The organism is Dictyobacter alpinus, from assembly GCF_003967575.1.
Lineage (GTDB): Bacteria > Chloroflexota > Ktedonobacteria > Ktedonobacterales > Ktedonobacteraceae > Dictyobacter > Dictyobacter alpinus.
This window is the reverse complement of record NZ_BIFT01000002.1, coordinates 2,470,954-2,484,438: the sequence shown is the minus strand read 5'-3', so window position 1 is coordinate 2,484,438 and position 13,485 is coordinate 2,470,954. Positions and strand designations below refer to the sequence as shown.

The following is a 13,485-nucleotide window of genomic DNA, read 5'->3' as shown; positions in this document are numbered from 1 at the left end:
GTACAACAGTGCTATATTTCTCGCGCCTATATTTATATGAGGATGAACCATGATCTTCCAAGCATTCACTCTAAACGTTGTATTTGTATATATGCTGCTATTTCTAAGCACATGCAATCAGCAGGCAGGCAGCTAGCAGAGGAGGAGAAAAGTGAAACCTACCATTGAGCAGACCAGCTTTGGTTCTATTACCATTGAAGGAACTACCTTTGACCATGATGTAATCATCCGGCCTGATGGCCAGATAGAGAAGCGCAAGAAAAAATTATCAAAGGCCGTCTATGGGACATCACATATCCTTTCGCTCGCCGAGGCCAAACATGTCTATGAGCCAGCGGCAAAACGGCTGATCATCGGCACCGGCCAGGCTGGAAACGTCCAACTTTCCGAGGAGGCCGCTGACTACTTCAAACACAAACAGTGCCAGGTGGATCTTCTACCAACACCCGAAGCTATTCATGTCTGGAATGAGTCAGCAGGCCCTGCTATGAGCTTGTTCCATGTGACCTGCTAAGGGATGTATCAAGCGCTGAAACCAGATCAGGCAGGCTCATTGTTTCTGCTGGCTGGAAGAGAAGTATTCCCATCATGATTCAGGTGCACCAGAATCCAATCAAGAAACGCTAAAGCAACCTGGATACGCTGTTCCGTCTCACCACAAAAGAAGCGTTCCAGACGAGCTTCTACATCAGGAGGTCCTTGAGATAAATCCTTGAGGTGCACCCAGACTGATCCATTGGGTGGAAGCGGCCGATTATTCGCGGCCCACAACCCCTCAACAATTTGCCAGGAAACTGTGCCGGTTACAAAAGCTGCTTTCACCTGATCGCCTCCGCTCTCGGCAACCTGTATTTTCGCACGTGCGGACTCTAACCAGGAAATGATTCTCTCTCGCTCCTGTTCAGCAAGTTGATACGTCTCAAAACGTCTTTGCGCCTGCTCTCTCAAGTGCTCAAGGACTCCCTGTGGATCAAAGAGGATCCGTCCATCCAGATAGGCATAGACATTCATCGGATTCGTTTCAAGCTCGGACTGCGCTTTTGTCACATCAGCAAAACCCTGCTCAACCAGCACCCCTTGGCGTACCTCTCGCCGAAACTCACGCCTGGTCTCTGGAGTAAGAATGAAACGCAGATCAAGATCAGCCCCTGGCAAAGCATCGCCTCTCGCAACCGAACCTGTCAGCAAGATCCCAATAATCTCATCTTGCCTTGATGCCTCCGCAACTATCTCCTGCAATAAGGCTTCGTACAACCTATTACCACCCTTTCTTACTATTCTCCATTACTCTCCCAGTGGTTCGCTAGAGCCATTCAGCAGGCGCGTAAGCAGATCATACAGGGTATCTTTTTCAGCAGGAGAAAGCGGCGAGAAGGACTGTGAGAGTACCTCATTAACTTCGGTACGACCTTTAATCAGAAGTTCCTCCCCGGTGGACGTGAGGCGATGGCGTAGTGCTCGCCCCGGTCCCGTGACCCGGGTGATCAGACCACGAGCCACCATGCGATTTGCCAGGGCACCAAAAGATTGATCGGTCTGGAATGTCAGTTGCGCCAATCGGTGTGACGACGCATCAGGATGCTGTCCGATCGCGCGCAACGCGTCCCATTGCACCAGCGTGATTCCCAGTGGCACCAGTTTCCCATCAAGCGTGCGATGGTGACGGTACTGCAAGCGTTTAACGGCCTGTCCCAGAGCTTCGATTGTTGCGCCCATGGATGTTCTCTTCCTCCTCATTTTCTGGCTACTCATATAAACACTTTTATATACACTTGCTTATATACACTTGCTTATATAAAGATGTTTATGTTATAATCCTTATACAAGCTTGTTTATATAAGCCTGCTTACATAAGTATACCAGTTCTGAAATGGATACGACAAGTTCCCTCTCAGCGAGAAGTAGGAGCGTTACGCATATCGTCTCTTGGTTCTTACAAGTATGAAAGGATTTTTTCATGAGTGTCATCGTAGTCAAGCCGGAAGACGGACGGACCCTTTCTATCGGTCCTATTAAAATGGTGGTACAAGAGGATGGAACGCAGACGCGGGGAACATTAGGCATCGCCGAATTTGAAGTGCCTCCTCATACTTCCGGACCACCATTACATATTCATCACACACATGAAGAGGGCTTTTACATTCTTGAAGGGGTTCTGGAGTTTCTGACAGGAGAACAAATTGTGCAGGCAGGTCAAGGGACGTTAGTGATGGTGCCCATCGGAACGGCTCATACGTTTCGCAACGCCACCGAAAAACGAGCTCGCTTCCTTAATACGTTTACACCTCCACTCTATGTTCACTATCTTGAGGAGGTGAGCCAGCTCCTTCAGACTGGCGGTACACTCGATTCACAACAAGCGGCTACATTGATGGCACGCTACGACACAGAGGTTGTTTCTTAACACCTGTCAGCCTCGCATAAAATTTCGTGGTTCACCGAATGCTTTCATTCGAACATTTAAACATTCTATTTATTTAAATTAATGAGTCATCCCGAACTTTTGAAAAAGTTCTTAAAACCGGGGTGCAGGGTCCTCCCTGCCGGGGTGCGGGGTGTCCCCGCAACCCCTCCTTTTTCTCTTTTTGCACGCTGCCGTAGGCGGCGCGAGAGGGAGAAAGAACGAGCGGGGACGTCATGCCCCCAGCATGCCTGCCCCGCACCCCGGCAGGAGGGCTAGCCGCCCTCCTGCACCTCCCGCATTGGAAGAGTGGAACCCATTTTCAGATTTTTCAAAAATCTGGGATGACTCATTGTATGGGCGCTTTAGTGCCCGAGTACGGCTGGCTGCACGCTCCCCAATGGGGGTGTGAGTCTGACACTTAAAAGAAAGAAGAAGAAATACTATGAGTAATCTACCTCCACTGACCACTAGAAGAGAAACTTTCGCCGATGACCTGACATTACGCGTTGATGAGGGAGGCAGTGGCCGCCCGGTGCTTCTCTTGCATGGTGGCGGCGGGCCGCAAACCATGCTGGAACTCTCTAAAGTACTCTCCAAACGTATGCATGTGCTCCTGCCAACCCACCCTGGATTTGCGGGCGAGCCACGTCCTGAGTGGTTCGACAGTATTGATGATCTCGCCCTTGCCTATCTTGATCTGCTCAAACGGCTAGATCTGCATGATGTACTGGTGATCGGCTCCTCAATGGGCGGCTGGATCACATCTGCCATGGCTTTGCATGATACCGAGCGGCGGCTGAGCGGCCTGGTTCTCGTAGATGCCGGTGGTATTCAAGTAGAGGGATATCCTATTCCTGATGTGTCGACTCTGACACCTGATGAGTTGGCGGCCCTCAGCTACCACAATCCAGCTGCCTTCCGCATTGATCCAGCGACCATTACTCCTGAGCAGGCCCAGGCTCGTGCAGCCAATGTCCGGGCGCTTTATGTCTATGATCAGGGACAGGGTATGGGTGACCCAAGACTCAGACGTCGCCTCAAACATGTGAGTGTCCCGGTTCTGGTGGTGTGGGGAGCAAGTGACCGTGTCATACGCCCTGAATATGGTCAGGTCTATGCGCAATCTTTCCCTAATGCCCGCTTTGAACTCATTCCGGAAGCCGGTCACCTTCCACAATTTGAGCAACCACAACGCTTGCTCAATCTCGTACTGGAATTTGCGGACAGCATCCGGGCGACAGCGTAGGTCACCAGATCAGTGAGCGCGCAGCGTATTCGCAAGCAAATGCGCTGCGCACCACCAAACAAACATAGCTGAGCGATGTCAGCGGCTTGTGCCCTTTACTATGGGAGCAATGTCCATCAGGCGGAATCCGTTACAGCAGGAAACCTACCATGTACCATGACATATCTTCACCACGGCCCTGAGCGTTGTTTGCCTGTTTGTCCTCCGCATAGGTATATAAAGCATGCCCATCATAGAAGACCTGGGCGCCATTAGCGGTCTGATGGACCGATAATTGTTTAGGCAGGGCCACGGAACTGGATACCGTCATCATGCCCTTGGGTGCCAGGACGGGCGGCCAGTCTTTCGCACAGTCACCGGTACAGGTGGATTGCAGCATAGGATCAGGCTTATAGTAATACAGGGCGAAGTTTTTGTTCGTTAGCAGTACATGGACCTGATTGCCATTAATAGCGGCCTTCCCCGTGTGAATAAAGGCATCCATATTACCGGCAGCATCCGGGGTAACCACGATGCCTTGTTTCATCATGTTCGTGTTCGCCGGAGGGGCAGGAGTGTTTGCAGCAGTATTTATCGGGGCGTCTACCAGATACCAATCCATATCCTCACCATTACCCATCGCTTGCCCCGCCTGCTTATCCTCTGCATAGGTATACAAGGCATGACCATCATAGAAGACCTGGGCTCCATTGGCGGTCTGATGCACCGACAACTGTTTGGGCAGGGCCATGGAACTGGAGACCGTCATCATGCCCTTGGGTGCCAGAACGGGCGGCCAGTCTTTCGCACAGTCACCGGTACAGGTGGATTGCAAGGCAGGATCAGGCTTGTACGTGTAGACGGCAAAGTCTTTATTGTTTAGCAGTACCGGAGCCTGCTTGCCGTTAACCATAGCTATCCCCGTGTGAATAAAGGCATTCATATCACCAGTAGGATTTGCTGTGATGACAATGCCCTGCATGTTATCCATCTGGCCAGTAGCCGTTGGTGTTCCATTGGTAGTATAACCGTTATTTGCGTTGGTCGCAGGTGCCCCATTATTCATATCCTGCTTCGGCGTGGGCGCTGTCGTAGCCTGGTTACCCATACCACTACATGCTGTCAGCAAAATAGCTAGCAGGATCATAAGCACAAACGAACCCAAATGTCGGAATGTTTTCATGTACTGTTATCTCCTTAAAATAATTTCTATACAACTACGGTATTTGCAAACGCATCTATGTAAAAAGGGGCAATCCTTCATGATAGTACCTGCAATATATTTAATCATCAAGATTTTCCCTTGTATTTGCTATGCGCACACCTTATTACTTCTTACCCTAATCACGACCACTTTTTACCAGATTTACCAACAAGTACTTTTTTCATATCGATAGCCAACCGCAGGTTCTAAAAATCCCATTTTGACATGCTACCTCTTGACATTCAAATATCTTCATGATATCTATCTATTAGATATATATCTAGGAGTTATAAAATGGCGAAAGAAAATAAGAGTAAGTATGCGGTGATGGGGGTACTCAGTCTCTATCCTGGTTCTGGCTATGACATCAAGAAATTTATGGAATACAGTACAAGTAACTTTTGGAGCGAGAGCTATGGGCAGATCTACCCTATTCTGAAGCAACTAGAGGAAGAAGGATTGGCAGTTCGCCATGCTGAAAAGCAAGAGGGGAAACCTGAGAAGTATATCTATACGTTAACCGAGACAGGAAAAACAGTCTTGCAAGCCTGGCTCTCGGAGTCGGTTGCGTCTACGGGAGAGCGTAATGAGTTACTGCTCAAAATCTTCTTCGGTGATCATGTTCCACTTGAGAAGAACAAGGAACATATCCGTGCATTTCAGGAGCTTCAGTCACGCCTGCTGAAAAAATATGCAGAGATCGAACATGCTTTGGTGATGAAAGCCCAAGATGATGTGAGCGTCTCTTATCAACTCATGACGGTGCGCTATGGCCTCCATCGCTGTCGCGCCTTAATGACGTGGTGTGATGAAACATTGGAAGGTTTGCACCGCCTGGCAGAACAAGAGAAAAAGACAGCACAAGCAGGGGAGCCGGAGGACACAAGGCAGTAAACCGGGACGTGTTGCGTGCTAGAAAATGGTACCGGGCATTAGTGCTTTGCACTTACTACCCGGTTTTGTTCGCTGTGAAACAGCTTTATCAATCGCTATACAGGACAGGCAGCCCATCAGCACCAAACGACGCGCCAGAGAGTGATGCCCATTCCTTTAATCAAGCTGTTGATGCAAGAACTCGATGGTACGCTCCCAGGCAAGGCGAGCAGCCTCAGCGTCATACTCCGGGCGATTCTCTTCAAAGAACCAATGGCTGGCCCCTGGATAGGTATAGACAGTCACTGACTTGCCAGCAGCCTGAAGCGTCTTTTCCATCTCCACAACCGACTCTACCGGCTCGAAGGTGTCGTTCTCCCCGAAGTGGCAGAGATAAGCCGCGTGGGAGGCGCTATAATCCGGTCCAGTATAAGAGGTATAAAAGGTCACGACAGCAGCGATCTCATCAGCCAGGGTAACGGATGTATCGAATGCATAAGCACCTCCTAATGAGAAACCAATGAGGGCGAGCTTGTTATGGCCGTTCGTCAACTGCGATGCTGTGTGTTGATGCAAGAGCTGTATTGCCCCTGCGATATCACCGCGCACTCGCTCCTCATCCTGATCCAGTGCCGCACCCAGGGCCTGCGCTTCCTCGATTGATGTGGTCGTCTTACCCTGGTAAAGATCGGGGGCCAACGCCACAAAGCCAGCTTCCGCAAGCCGATCGCAGATGTGTCGGAACGGCTCCGTCAGCCCCCACCAGGCATGCAGGACCAGGACCCCTGGTCCGCTACCCTGTTCAGGAACGGCCATATAGGCATTGATCGTTCTTCCATCAACGTGAATTTCGCTCATGCAACTCTCCTAAAATGCTCAAGACATACTGTGACTTAATCAATGTAGACACCAGTTTTTTGTCCACGAGTGTCTAGCATATCCCCGTTGCTGCTTGGAAGCCATGCACAAAGGCTGCACGCCTCGATCACGGCCCACAGCAACGCTCCGAACAGCCACCTATTCTCTCTGCCAAAGACAAAAACGGTAACAGGAAGAGGAATGAATGTACTCAAACAAGAAAAACAGTGCGCGACTGAGGTACTTCTGTTGCCCAGGCGTCTTCGACTTTCGAAAGAGGAACAGTGTTGGTCGCAATCTCAAAAGCGCCCGGAATAGTTGCTTGCAGCACGCCCCCGATAGCCTTCATTGCTCCGCCGGTTTGCTAATGACGCGTTAGCACTTCCTACAAAGGAAAAAGATGAAGGGGCTCCCTTTTGAAAATTTGAGTAATATCCCTCCCTCTTCCTTATTTAAAGGGAGGGATAAGCTATCTTCCACAAAAAATTAACAGGACAAACCTGTATTTGCGATGCAGACGCTAGCCTGACCTCTTACCGTGATATCGCCAATGGATTTGACTGGATCATTAGGCGAATACACCATTTTAGACCAGGTTTGGGTAGCGACTACATTGCCACTGGTATAGTAGGCGTATCCTCCATCCTGCCCGGCCGGGTGTTCAATAATGGCATAGAGTTGTCTCGTTCCCTGATAGCTGGTTATGCGCGTCCAGTTTGTTCCGCAGGTAGGTGACCAGCGAAGCTCAAGCAGCCCCCAATTTCCACCATAGTAAGGATCTGTAATATATGCACTGAGAACAGTCTGTGCACCCTGGGCACACTGAGTGTCCTGGGGGTTCTGGTTGTTACAATTAGTACCACAAATATAATTTGCATGTGCTGACTTCGTAATTGCATGTGCTTTTTTTATGCCCGTAAGGACAAAATGGGTTTGCGTGTCATAATTAGGGCTAGCTGGCGCGGCCGAGGCTACCGCAGGGGCGAGAAGTGTAACGCTACTACATATGATAACGAAGAGAAGGGAAAGAAAAATAGATGTGTGTTTTTTCAAGGCGAGCATCCTTTGCGGCTAAACTCATACGCATCTATGTAACACGTATGGTTGTCAAACAACGAGAATGTCAAAAATAGGCCTGACGCAAGGGAAAAGAATTTTTGGTCCTATGTACTTACAGTATAGAAATTTCAAATGAAAAGAGGAAGTATCAGAGAGGGACATCTTAAGGACATTGAGAGGACAATATGGGTAGGTACAGGCTGTACCTACCCATATTGGAACTTCCAGACTATAGAAAAAAATGGAGGCACACAAGGCATAATACGTTTCGGTAAAATTACGCACCGCCATAGGTCACGATCAGGTCCGTTGCATATCCCAGGAGAAAGCCAATCAGCAGACCCCACATGACGATTTCAGGTGACTTGAAGCGTTTGGCCTGACCAAGCAGTTCAGTGATTACGTAAATAATGGCGCCAGCAGCCAGAGCGAGAAACAGAATGAATACCTGGGTTGAAATGAAGGTCATGCCAATGATAGTCCCGAGAAAGGTTGGCCCTCCACCAATTAAGCCTAAGAGAACAATGAACTTCCAGGAAACACGTTGCCCACTCAAAGGTCCTGCAATGCCAAACCCCTCGGTCATATTGTGCAAACCAAAGCCCACCATGAGCACAACGGCGAGTTGGATCGCTCCAGTCGCTGCGGACTGCCCAATCGCCAGCCCTTCAGAGAAGTTGTGGAGACCAATCCCGGTAGCGATAAGTAAGGCCAGCGCGGCAGGTGTGTGCTCTGCCCGCTCGCCTGGAGACACTATACCAGTTGATTTAGCAGAAGGAGAGGAAGAGATGGAGCCATCCGCAGGCTGATCAAGCACCTTAGCAGAAGCGGTGTACTTCCGCATCCATCCAAAGACCAGGCGATTAAAATAGACCAGCCCTACCGAACCCAGTCCGATGCCGAGAACAAGTAGAGCAACATTCAACGAGAAGATGCCGGAACTGGCATGATGTGTTCGTAACTCATCCAGGGAGGTATTGATAGGCTCACTGGCCTTGCTCAAAACATCAAAGAGCAAGAAAAGAAGGATGCCAGTGGCAAGCATGTTCAAAAAATATCTGAGCGACTGTGGGAGTTTTTTGAGAAAAACCAGGGGTAATCCCAGAAAAATTGTCAGTCCAGCGAATGCGCCCAGGAGGATAATCGTTCCAGTAGACAAGGGGGGTATTCCTTTCCCATACGAATAATATTAGCATGTTCTATATCTTAGCTACTCAGTCGGATATTAGGACATACTAATGCTCTTTGTCAAGGGTTACCTACCATGCCTTCTTTTCTCTTCCATCAAACGAGAACGCAAGAGTTCCAAATCACGTCTCGAATAAAAAAGAAGTGTTTTTCGAATTGTACAGCCATCTCCTTGTCAGTACACAGATGCGTGCTGTATGCTATCAGCAGTGTTAGACAAAAGATCTCCACCTTGTGCGAAAAAGGAGGGCGTGCTTCTCGTCGTTTGGAAGCGAGGATGCTGGCACGCATACAGGCATGACACAAATCTACCCATCTATGCAAGGCAAAATTTGCCTGGTGACTGGCGCAACTTCGGGGGTTGGGAAGGCCACCGCGCTTGGCCTGGCACAGCAAGGGGCAACGGTGGTAATCGTTGCGCGCAATCAGGCAAAAGGAGAGGCGGCATGCCAGGAAATCCGGGCAGCCAGTGGGAATACATCGATCAATCTCTTGCTCGCTGACCTTTCATCCCAGGCATCCATCCAGCAACTGGCGACCACTTTTCTGGACCAATATGAGCAGTTGCACGTCTTTATCAATAATGCTGGTGTTTTTTTGACGAAACGCCACCTTACGGTTGACCATCTGGAAATGACCTTCGCGGTCAATCACCTGGCGCCTTTTCTACTCACACAACTGCTGCTCGAGCGCCTGAAAGCCAGTACACCGGCTCGGATTGTGAATGTCTGTTCTGGCGCGCATTACACAGTGCAGATGAATTTGCAAGATCTGCAATTGGAGCGGGGCTACAATGTATGGCGAGCCTATGCACAATCAAAACTCGCTATGCTTCTGTGCTCATATAAGCTGGCACGCCAGTTAGAGGGTAGCGGCGTGACACTCAATTGTCTCAATCCTGGCTTTGTGTTCACCAACATGGGCATGACCAATGTCGGACCACGCATGCAGACGGTGGCGAAGGCAGTACTCTCACGACTGGGCTCCAGCCTGGAAAAGGGCGCACTCACCTCACTCTACCTCGCCATGTCACCTGAGGTTGAACAGGTCACCGGAAAATATTACGATCAGCTGATCCTCAAACAGTCATCCAAAGCTTCTTATGATCTGGCATTGCAAGAACAGGTCTGGGAGGCAAGCAGGCAAATGGTACATGCGTACATCCGATAGACGAAGGCTCCGCCCTGCTTGAACAAGGATCGGACATGTGCCAGATAGACAGGTTGGTAAAACAGAGTCCTATGCTGATATACTTGGTCTGTATATGTAGCGCGCTGTCTCCTTTACAAATAGGCAGGCAGCAAAGGGATGCGACTGCAACTTTAAAACTTCGGAGGTATCTGATCCATGGGTTCTATGGAACAGCCAGCACAGGAACTGAATCCTCAGCAGTATGAGGCTTCAGCTCTTACACAGGCAACAACAATACCAGACCCGGGTTCAACTGACACAGCGGAAAACCAGGAGAAGGCCCGGCGTTCAGCCGAATTTCGTGCTTTATGGACGCGACGCTTGATCGTTGGCGCGGCAATCTTGATCTGGGCGATTCTGTTCTATTTCTTTTTTATGGCCATGGCACGTATCGGGGGAGCACTGACACTGATCTTTGCGGGTGCGCTCCTGGCCTACCTTATTTATCCGATTGTGCTCTTTCTTGAACGCTTCATCCCACGTATTATTGCTATCGTGCTCATCTTTGTGATGCTATTGGCCGCTTTATCCCTGTTAGTCGCCAGCGTTGGGCAGGCTGTCTTTAGTCAGATCGCTACATTACCGGGTTTAATCAACTGGGTGCAGAGCAAAGAAGGACAAAAGCAGGTCCAGGGCATCTTGAGTAATCTGAACAAGGTTGGCATTTCCAATAATCAGATCAACTCTACGGTCAATCAAGTTTTCGTGCAACTCCAACAATTCCTTTCTGGCCTTATCCCATTCTGGCAAGGAACCTTCAATGTCCTGATTGATATTATTGTGGTAGCAACCGTCGCGGTCTACTTTATCCAGGCTGGCCCACGCATGGTCCACTGGATGCGTGCCCAATCCTTTTTCTCGTACCAGAAAGAGGTCAATTTTCTGCTCGATGAAATTGATCGCGCCATAGGTGGCTACTTTCGCGGACTCTTTATTGTAGGTGCCATCGCTGGCGTGCTGACATGGCTTGTCCTCACGTTGCTGGGTGTCCCCTATGCGGTCTTACTGGGCTTGATTGTCTTTGTCACCAATTTCATCCCGGTCATTGGTGGCTATATTGGTGGTCCCCTCTGCATCTTAATGGCAATACCGCAGGGTTGGGTCACCGTCCTGATTGTTGCAGTCTTCGTGGTTCTGCTTCAGGGCGTCTTCCTGGGACAGATCCTGAGCCCACGCATTCTGGGAAAAGCGGTCGGCATCCATCCGATCCTGGCCATCTTCGCCTTGTTCGCGGGCAGTGAACTCTTCGGCATCGTGGGTGGCATCCTGGCCGTCCCCCTGGTTGGAGTCATTCAACAAATCGTGGTAGCCGCCTGGAGTAAACGCAAACAACTCCATCCAGAAGAGATTGTGCAGGAACTCATTTCCTGATGATACAGTCCTTACGATAGGATATAAGTAAACTGGCCCCGCTTTTGCAAATCATCCGCAAAAGTGGGGCCAGTTTACTTACCCTATTCAAGAAGCTTCGACCATGTTGGCTTGATTTACCTGGTAGTTTCCTGACTTGACTGTGGTAGTCCCATGCCATGTGCAAGAGGTTCATGCTCAATGTCGTCATAGTCGGTAGATGTAATCAGGTGTTCCCAGCGCTCGGTCTCAGCCAGTTTGGCTTGATCAACCAGACGCGCAATCTTGAAGGCATCGCTACCCAGCGGCAAGCGCAGCGGTGGATTGGTTTCATTCACAAGGGTAATAAGCGCCTGGGCGGCTTTGTTCGGATCGCCAGGTTCTTTGCCAGAAATGTCCTTCCGATATGCTATCATAGGTTCGAGGACGCGCTCATAATCTTCATTTGCTTCTATGAAGGTCATCGAGGCACCACCCCAATCCGTACGAAAACTGCCGGGCTCGATCAGGGTGACCTTGATACCCAGGTGCTTGACCTCACGAGAGAGCACTTCAGAGAAACCTTCAACCGCCCATTTTGCGGTCTGATAGGGGCCTAATCCAGCCGAAGTTGTACGGCCCCCGATAGAGGAGACCTGGAGGAAATGTCCAGAGCGCTGTTTGCGTAAGACAGGGAGGGCGGCCCGTGTTACGTTGATCACACCCCATAAATTCGCTTCCATCTGAGCATGCCATTCTTCATCAGAGGCATCCTCAATCGTTGTTACGTTGGCATATCCTGCATTATTGACAACGACATCAAGTCGTCCAAAAGCCTTCACGGCCCCGGCAATCGCAGCATGGGCTTGCTCAGTGTTGGTAACATCCAGGGCAACGGCGCGCACCTGCTCTCCATATTTTTCTACCAGATCTTGAAGTTGCTCAAGTTTGCGTGCGGTGGCAACTAACTGATCTCCATGCGCGAGAACAGCTTCAGCCAGACTATGCCCCAGGCCACGCGAACTTCCAGTAATCAACCAGACTTTTGACATAGATATTATGCCTTTCTTGCAAATGCTTACCATCCAAATGATCATCTCCATTTGGATGGTAAGCATTTTAACGTGAGGGAATGATTGGAACCAGGAGTGTAGTTATCATAGGTGTAAAAGTAACAGCTTGCATAAACACAAAATATATTTACAAGATAGCGAACTGCAACGAGTTCAATGCATTACATAGTAGAAAGAAGTCACCACAAAAGAGGGAGGAACCGAGTAGATGAGAGATACCACAAAGAGGCGAGCTGAACTTGCTGATTTTCTACGTACACGCCGCGCACGCTTGCGGCCAGAGCAACTTGGGCTCCCAACATTTGGACGGAGACGAACTCCCGGACTCAGGCGTGATGAAGTGGCACAACTCGCCGGGGTTGGAGTTTCCTGGTATACCTGGCTTGAGCAGGGGCGTGACATTACAGTCTCAGATCAGGTGATAGAGCGGCTCGCGGAAACACTGCAACTTGAGAGCGAGGAGCGCCGTCATCTCTTTGTCCTGGCACGTGGGATGGTTCCAGTGGCGACCTCGCACACTGATATTGCCCCCTCCCCACCTGGCATCCAGGCAGTACTCGATGCCCTGAGCCCCACACCAGCGATACTGATCGATGATAGGTTTAACCTTGTCGCCTGGAATGAGGGCGCCTGCCGCGTCTTTGGCAACTTCTCTCTACTCACAGGGAGAGAGCGAAATAGAATCTGGCATATGTTCACCGACCCTGCAACGCGCCAACTCTTTGTAGACTGGGAACAGGCGGCACAGCATGCGGTGATGCATTTTCGTTTTACCTATGACCAATATATCGGAGATGCCTGGTTTGAACAACTGCTAGCAGACTTACAACTGGAAAGCTCCGATTTTCGCACACTGTGGTCACAGCATAATGTGCAAGCGTCCTGCGATTTTTATCAAGAGAAGATTTTGAACCATCCTCAAGTTGGCCATCTTCACTTTGCCAGTACCATGTTTAACGTACCAGTGAATCCCCCACTTCACATGGTAACCTATACCCCATGTTCATCAGAAACGCTCACCAGGCTTAAGGCCATAAACGAAACTGAATATACGCGTGAACTGGCACACTGATATGAATTT

General features: G+C 49.8%; 14 protein-coding genes. 7 read left to right on the top strand and 7 right to left on the bottom strand.

All coding sequences use genetic code 11. The features are described 5' to 3' along the window. Positions 1–151 precede the first annotated feature (151 nt). Positions 152–514, top strand: a complete 363-nt coding sequence (locus EL633_RS32415; protein ID WP_126631348.1) for an Mth938-like domain-containing protein — start codon at positions 152–154, stop codon at positions 512–514. A 26-nt stretch (positions 515–540) separates the two neighbouring features. On the opposite strand, the gene EL633_RS32410 is transcribed toward EL633_RS32415, so the two are convergent. Then, the gene (locus EL633_RS32410; RefSeq protein ID WP_161982637.1) at positions 541–1,254 is read right to left on the bottom strand and encodes a nucleotidyltransferase domain-containing protein; all 714 of its coding nucleotides are present in this window, start codon (positions 1,252–1,254) and stop codon (positions 541–543) included. Between the two features lie 30 nt (positions 1,255–1,284). Further along, positions 1,285–1,716, bottom strand: a complete 432-nt coding sequence (locus EL633_RS32405; protein ID WP_126631346.1) for a MarR family winged helix-turn-helix transcriptional regulator — start codon at positions 1,714–1,716, stop codon at positions 1,285–1,287. A 241-nt stretch (positions 1,717–1,957) separates the two neighbouring features. Here EL633_RS32405 and EL633_RS32400 point away from each other — a divergent pair, with 241 nt between their 5' ends. Both EL633_RS32400 and EL633_RS32395 read left to right on the top strand, forming a co-directional pair. Next, positions 1,958–2,404 (top strand): cupin domain-containing protein, encoded by a 447-nt coding sequence (locus EL633_RS32400; protein WP_126631345.1) that lies wholly within the window; start codon positions 1,958–1,960, stop codon positions 2,402–2,404. A gap of 442 nt (positions 2,405–2,846) precedes the next feature. After that, complete coding sequence (locus EL633_RS32395; RefSeq protein WP_126631344.1) at positions 2,847–3,650, top strand: alpha/beta fold hydrolase; 804 nt, start codon at positions 2,847–2,849, stop codon at positions 3,648–3,650. 130 nt (positions 3,651–3,780) lie between these two features. On the opposite strand, the gene EL633_RS32390 is transcribed toward EL633_RS32395, so the two are convergent. Further along, positions 3,781–4,812 carry a hypothetical protein gene (locus tag EL633_RS32390; RefSeq protein WP_126631343.1) on the bottom strand — a complete coding sequence of 344 codons (1,032 nt, stop codon included), beginning with the start codon at positions 4,810–4,812 and terminating at the stop codon, positions 3,781–3,783. 315 nt (positions 4,813–5,127) lie between these two features. Between EL633_RS32390 and EL633_RS32385 the strand changes: the two genes are divergently transcribed. Continuing rightward, on the top strand, positions 5,128–5,727 hold the full coding sequence (locus EL633_RS32385; RefSeq protein WP_126631342.1) for a PadR family transcriptional regulator: 600 nt from the start codon (positions 5,128–5,130) through the stop codon (positions 5,725–5,727). A 156-nt stretch (positions 5,728–5,883) separates the two neighbouring features. Here the strand turns inward: EL633_RS32385 and EL633_RS32380 are convergent, their stop codons facing one another. From EL633_RS32380 to EL633_RS32370, 3 genes are all read right to left on the bottom strand, one after another. Continuing rightward, the gene (locus EL633_RS32380) at positions 5,884–6,564 is read right to left on the bottom strand and encodes a dienelactone hydrolase family protein (RefSeq protein ID WP_126631341.1); all 681 of its coding nucleotides are present in this window, start codon (positions 6,562–6,564) and stop codon (positions 5,884–5,886) included. A 486-nt stretch (positions 6,565–7,050) separates the two neighbouring features. Then, the gene (locus EL633_RS32375) at positions 7,051–7,617 is read right to left on the bottom strand and encodes a DUF2690 domain-containing protein (RefSeq protein ID WP_161982636.1); all 567 of its coding nucleotides are present in this window, start codon (positions 7,615–7,617) and stop codon (positions 7,051–7,053) included. A gap of 283 nt (positions 7,618–7,900) precedes the next feature. Next, on the bottom strand, positions 7,901–8,782 hold the full coding sequence (locus EL633_RS32370) for a ZIP family metal transporter (protein WP_126631339.1): 882 nt from the start codon (positions 8,780–8,782) through the stop codon (positions 7,901–7,903). Between the two features lie 326 nt (positions 8,783–9,108). On the opposite strand from EL633_RS32370, the gene EL633_RS32365 reads away from it, so the two are divergent. Beyond that, positions 9,109–9,981, top strand: a complete 873-nt coding sequence (locus EL633_RS32365; RefSeq protein ID WP_126631338.1) for an SDR family oxidoreductase — start codon at positions 9,109–9,111, stop codon at positions 9,979–9,981. A 177-nt stretch (positions 9,982–10,158) separates the two neighbouring features. Next, the gene (locus EL633_RS32360; protein WP_126631337.1) at positions 10,159–11,373 is read left to right on the top strand and encodes an AI-2E family transporter; all 1,215 of its coding nucleotides are present in this window, start codon (positions 10,159–10,161) and stop codon (positions 11,371–11,373) included. 116 nt (positions 11,374–11,489) lie between these two features. Here EL633_RS32360 and EL633_RS32355 read toward each other — a convergent pair whose 3' ends face one another. After that, complete coding sequence (locus EL633_RS32355; RefSeq protein WP_126631336.1) at positions 11,490–12,383, bottom strand: oxidoreductase; 894 nt, start codon at positions 12,381–12,383, stop codon at positions 11,490–11,492. 229 nt (positions 12,384–12,612) lie between these two features. On the opposite strand from EL633_RS32355, the gene EL633_RS32350 reads away from it, so the two are divergent. Continuing rightward, positions 12,613–13,476: a helix-turn-helix transcriptional regulator gene (locus EL633_RS32350; RefSeq protein WP_126631335.1), complete on the top strand. Its 864-nt coding sequence runs from the start codon at positions 12,613–12,615 to the stop codon at positions 13,474–13,476. Positions 13,477–13,485 lie beyond the last annotated feature (9 nt).

Coding starts and splice junctions, on each gene's coding strand:
- EL633_RS32405 (WP_126631346.1), bottom strand. CDS start 1,716: ATGGGCGCAACAATCGAAGCTCTGGGACAGGCCGTTAAACGCTTGCAG.
- EL633_RS32400 (WP_126631345.1), top strand. CDS start 1,958: ATGAGTGTCATCGTAGTCAAGCCGGAAGACGGACGGACCCTTTCTATC.
- EL633_RS32395 (WP_126631344.1), top strand. CDS start 2,847: ATGAGTAATCTACCTCCACTGACCACTAGAAGAGAAACTTTCGCCGAT.
- EL633_RS32390 (WP_126631343.1), bottom strand. CDS start 4,812: ATGAAAACATTCCGACATTTGGGTTCGTTTGTGCTTATGATCCTGCTA.
- EL633_RS32385 (WP_126631342.1), top strand. CDS start 5,128: ATGGCGAAAGAAAATAAGAGTAAGTATGCGGTGATGGGGGTACTCAGT.
- EL633_RS32380 (WP_126631341.1), bottom strand. CDS start 6,564: ATGAGCGAAATTCACGTTGATGGAAGAACGATCAATGCCTATATGGCC.
- EL633_RS32365 (WP_126631338.1), top strand. CDS start 9,109: ATGACACAAATCTACCCATCTATGCAAGGCAAAATTTGCCTGGTGACT.
- EL633_RS32360 (WP_126631337.1), top strand. CDS start 10,159: ATGGGTTCTATGGAACAGCCAGCACAGGAACTGAATCCTCAGCAGTAT.
- EL633_RS32355 (WP_126631336.1), bottom strand. CDS start 12,383: ATGTCAAAAGTCTGGTTGATTACTGGAAGTTCGCGTGGCCTGGGGCAT.
- EL633_RS32350 (WP_126631335.1), top strand. CDS start 12,613: ATGAGAGATACCACAAAGAGGCGAGCTGAACTTGCTGATTTTCTACGT.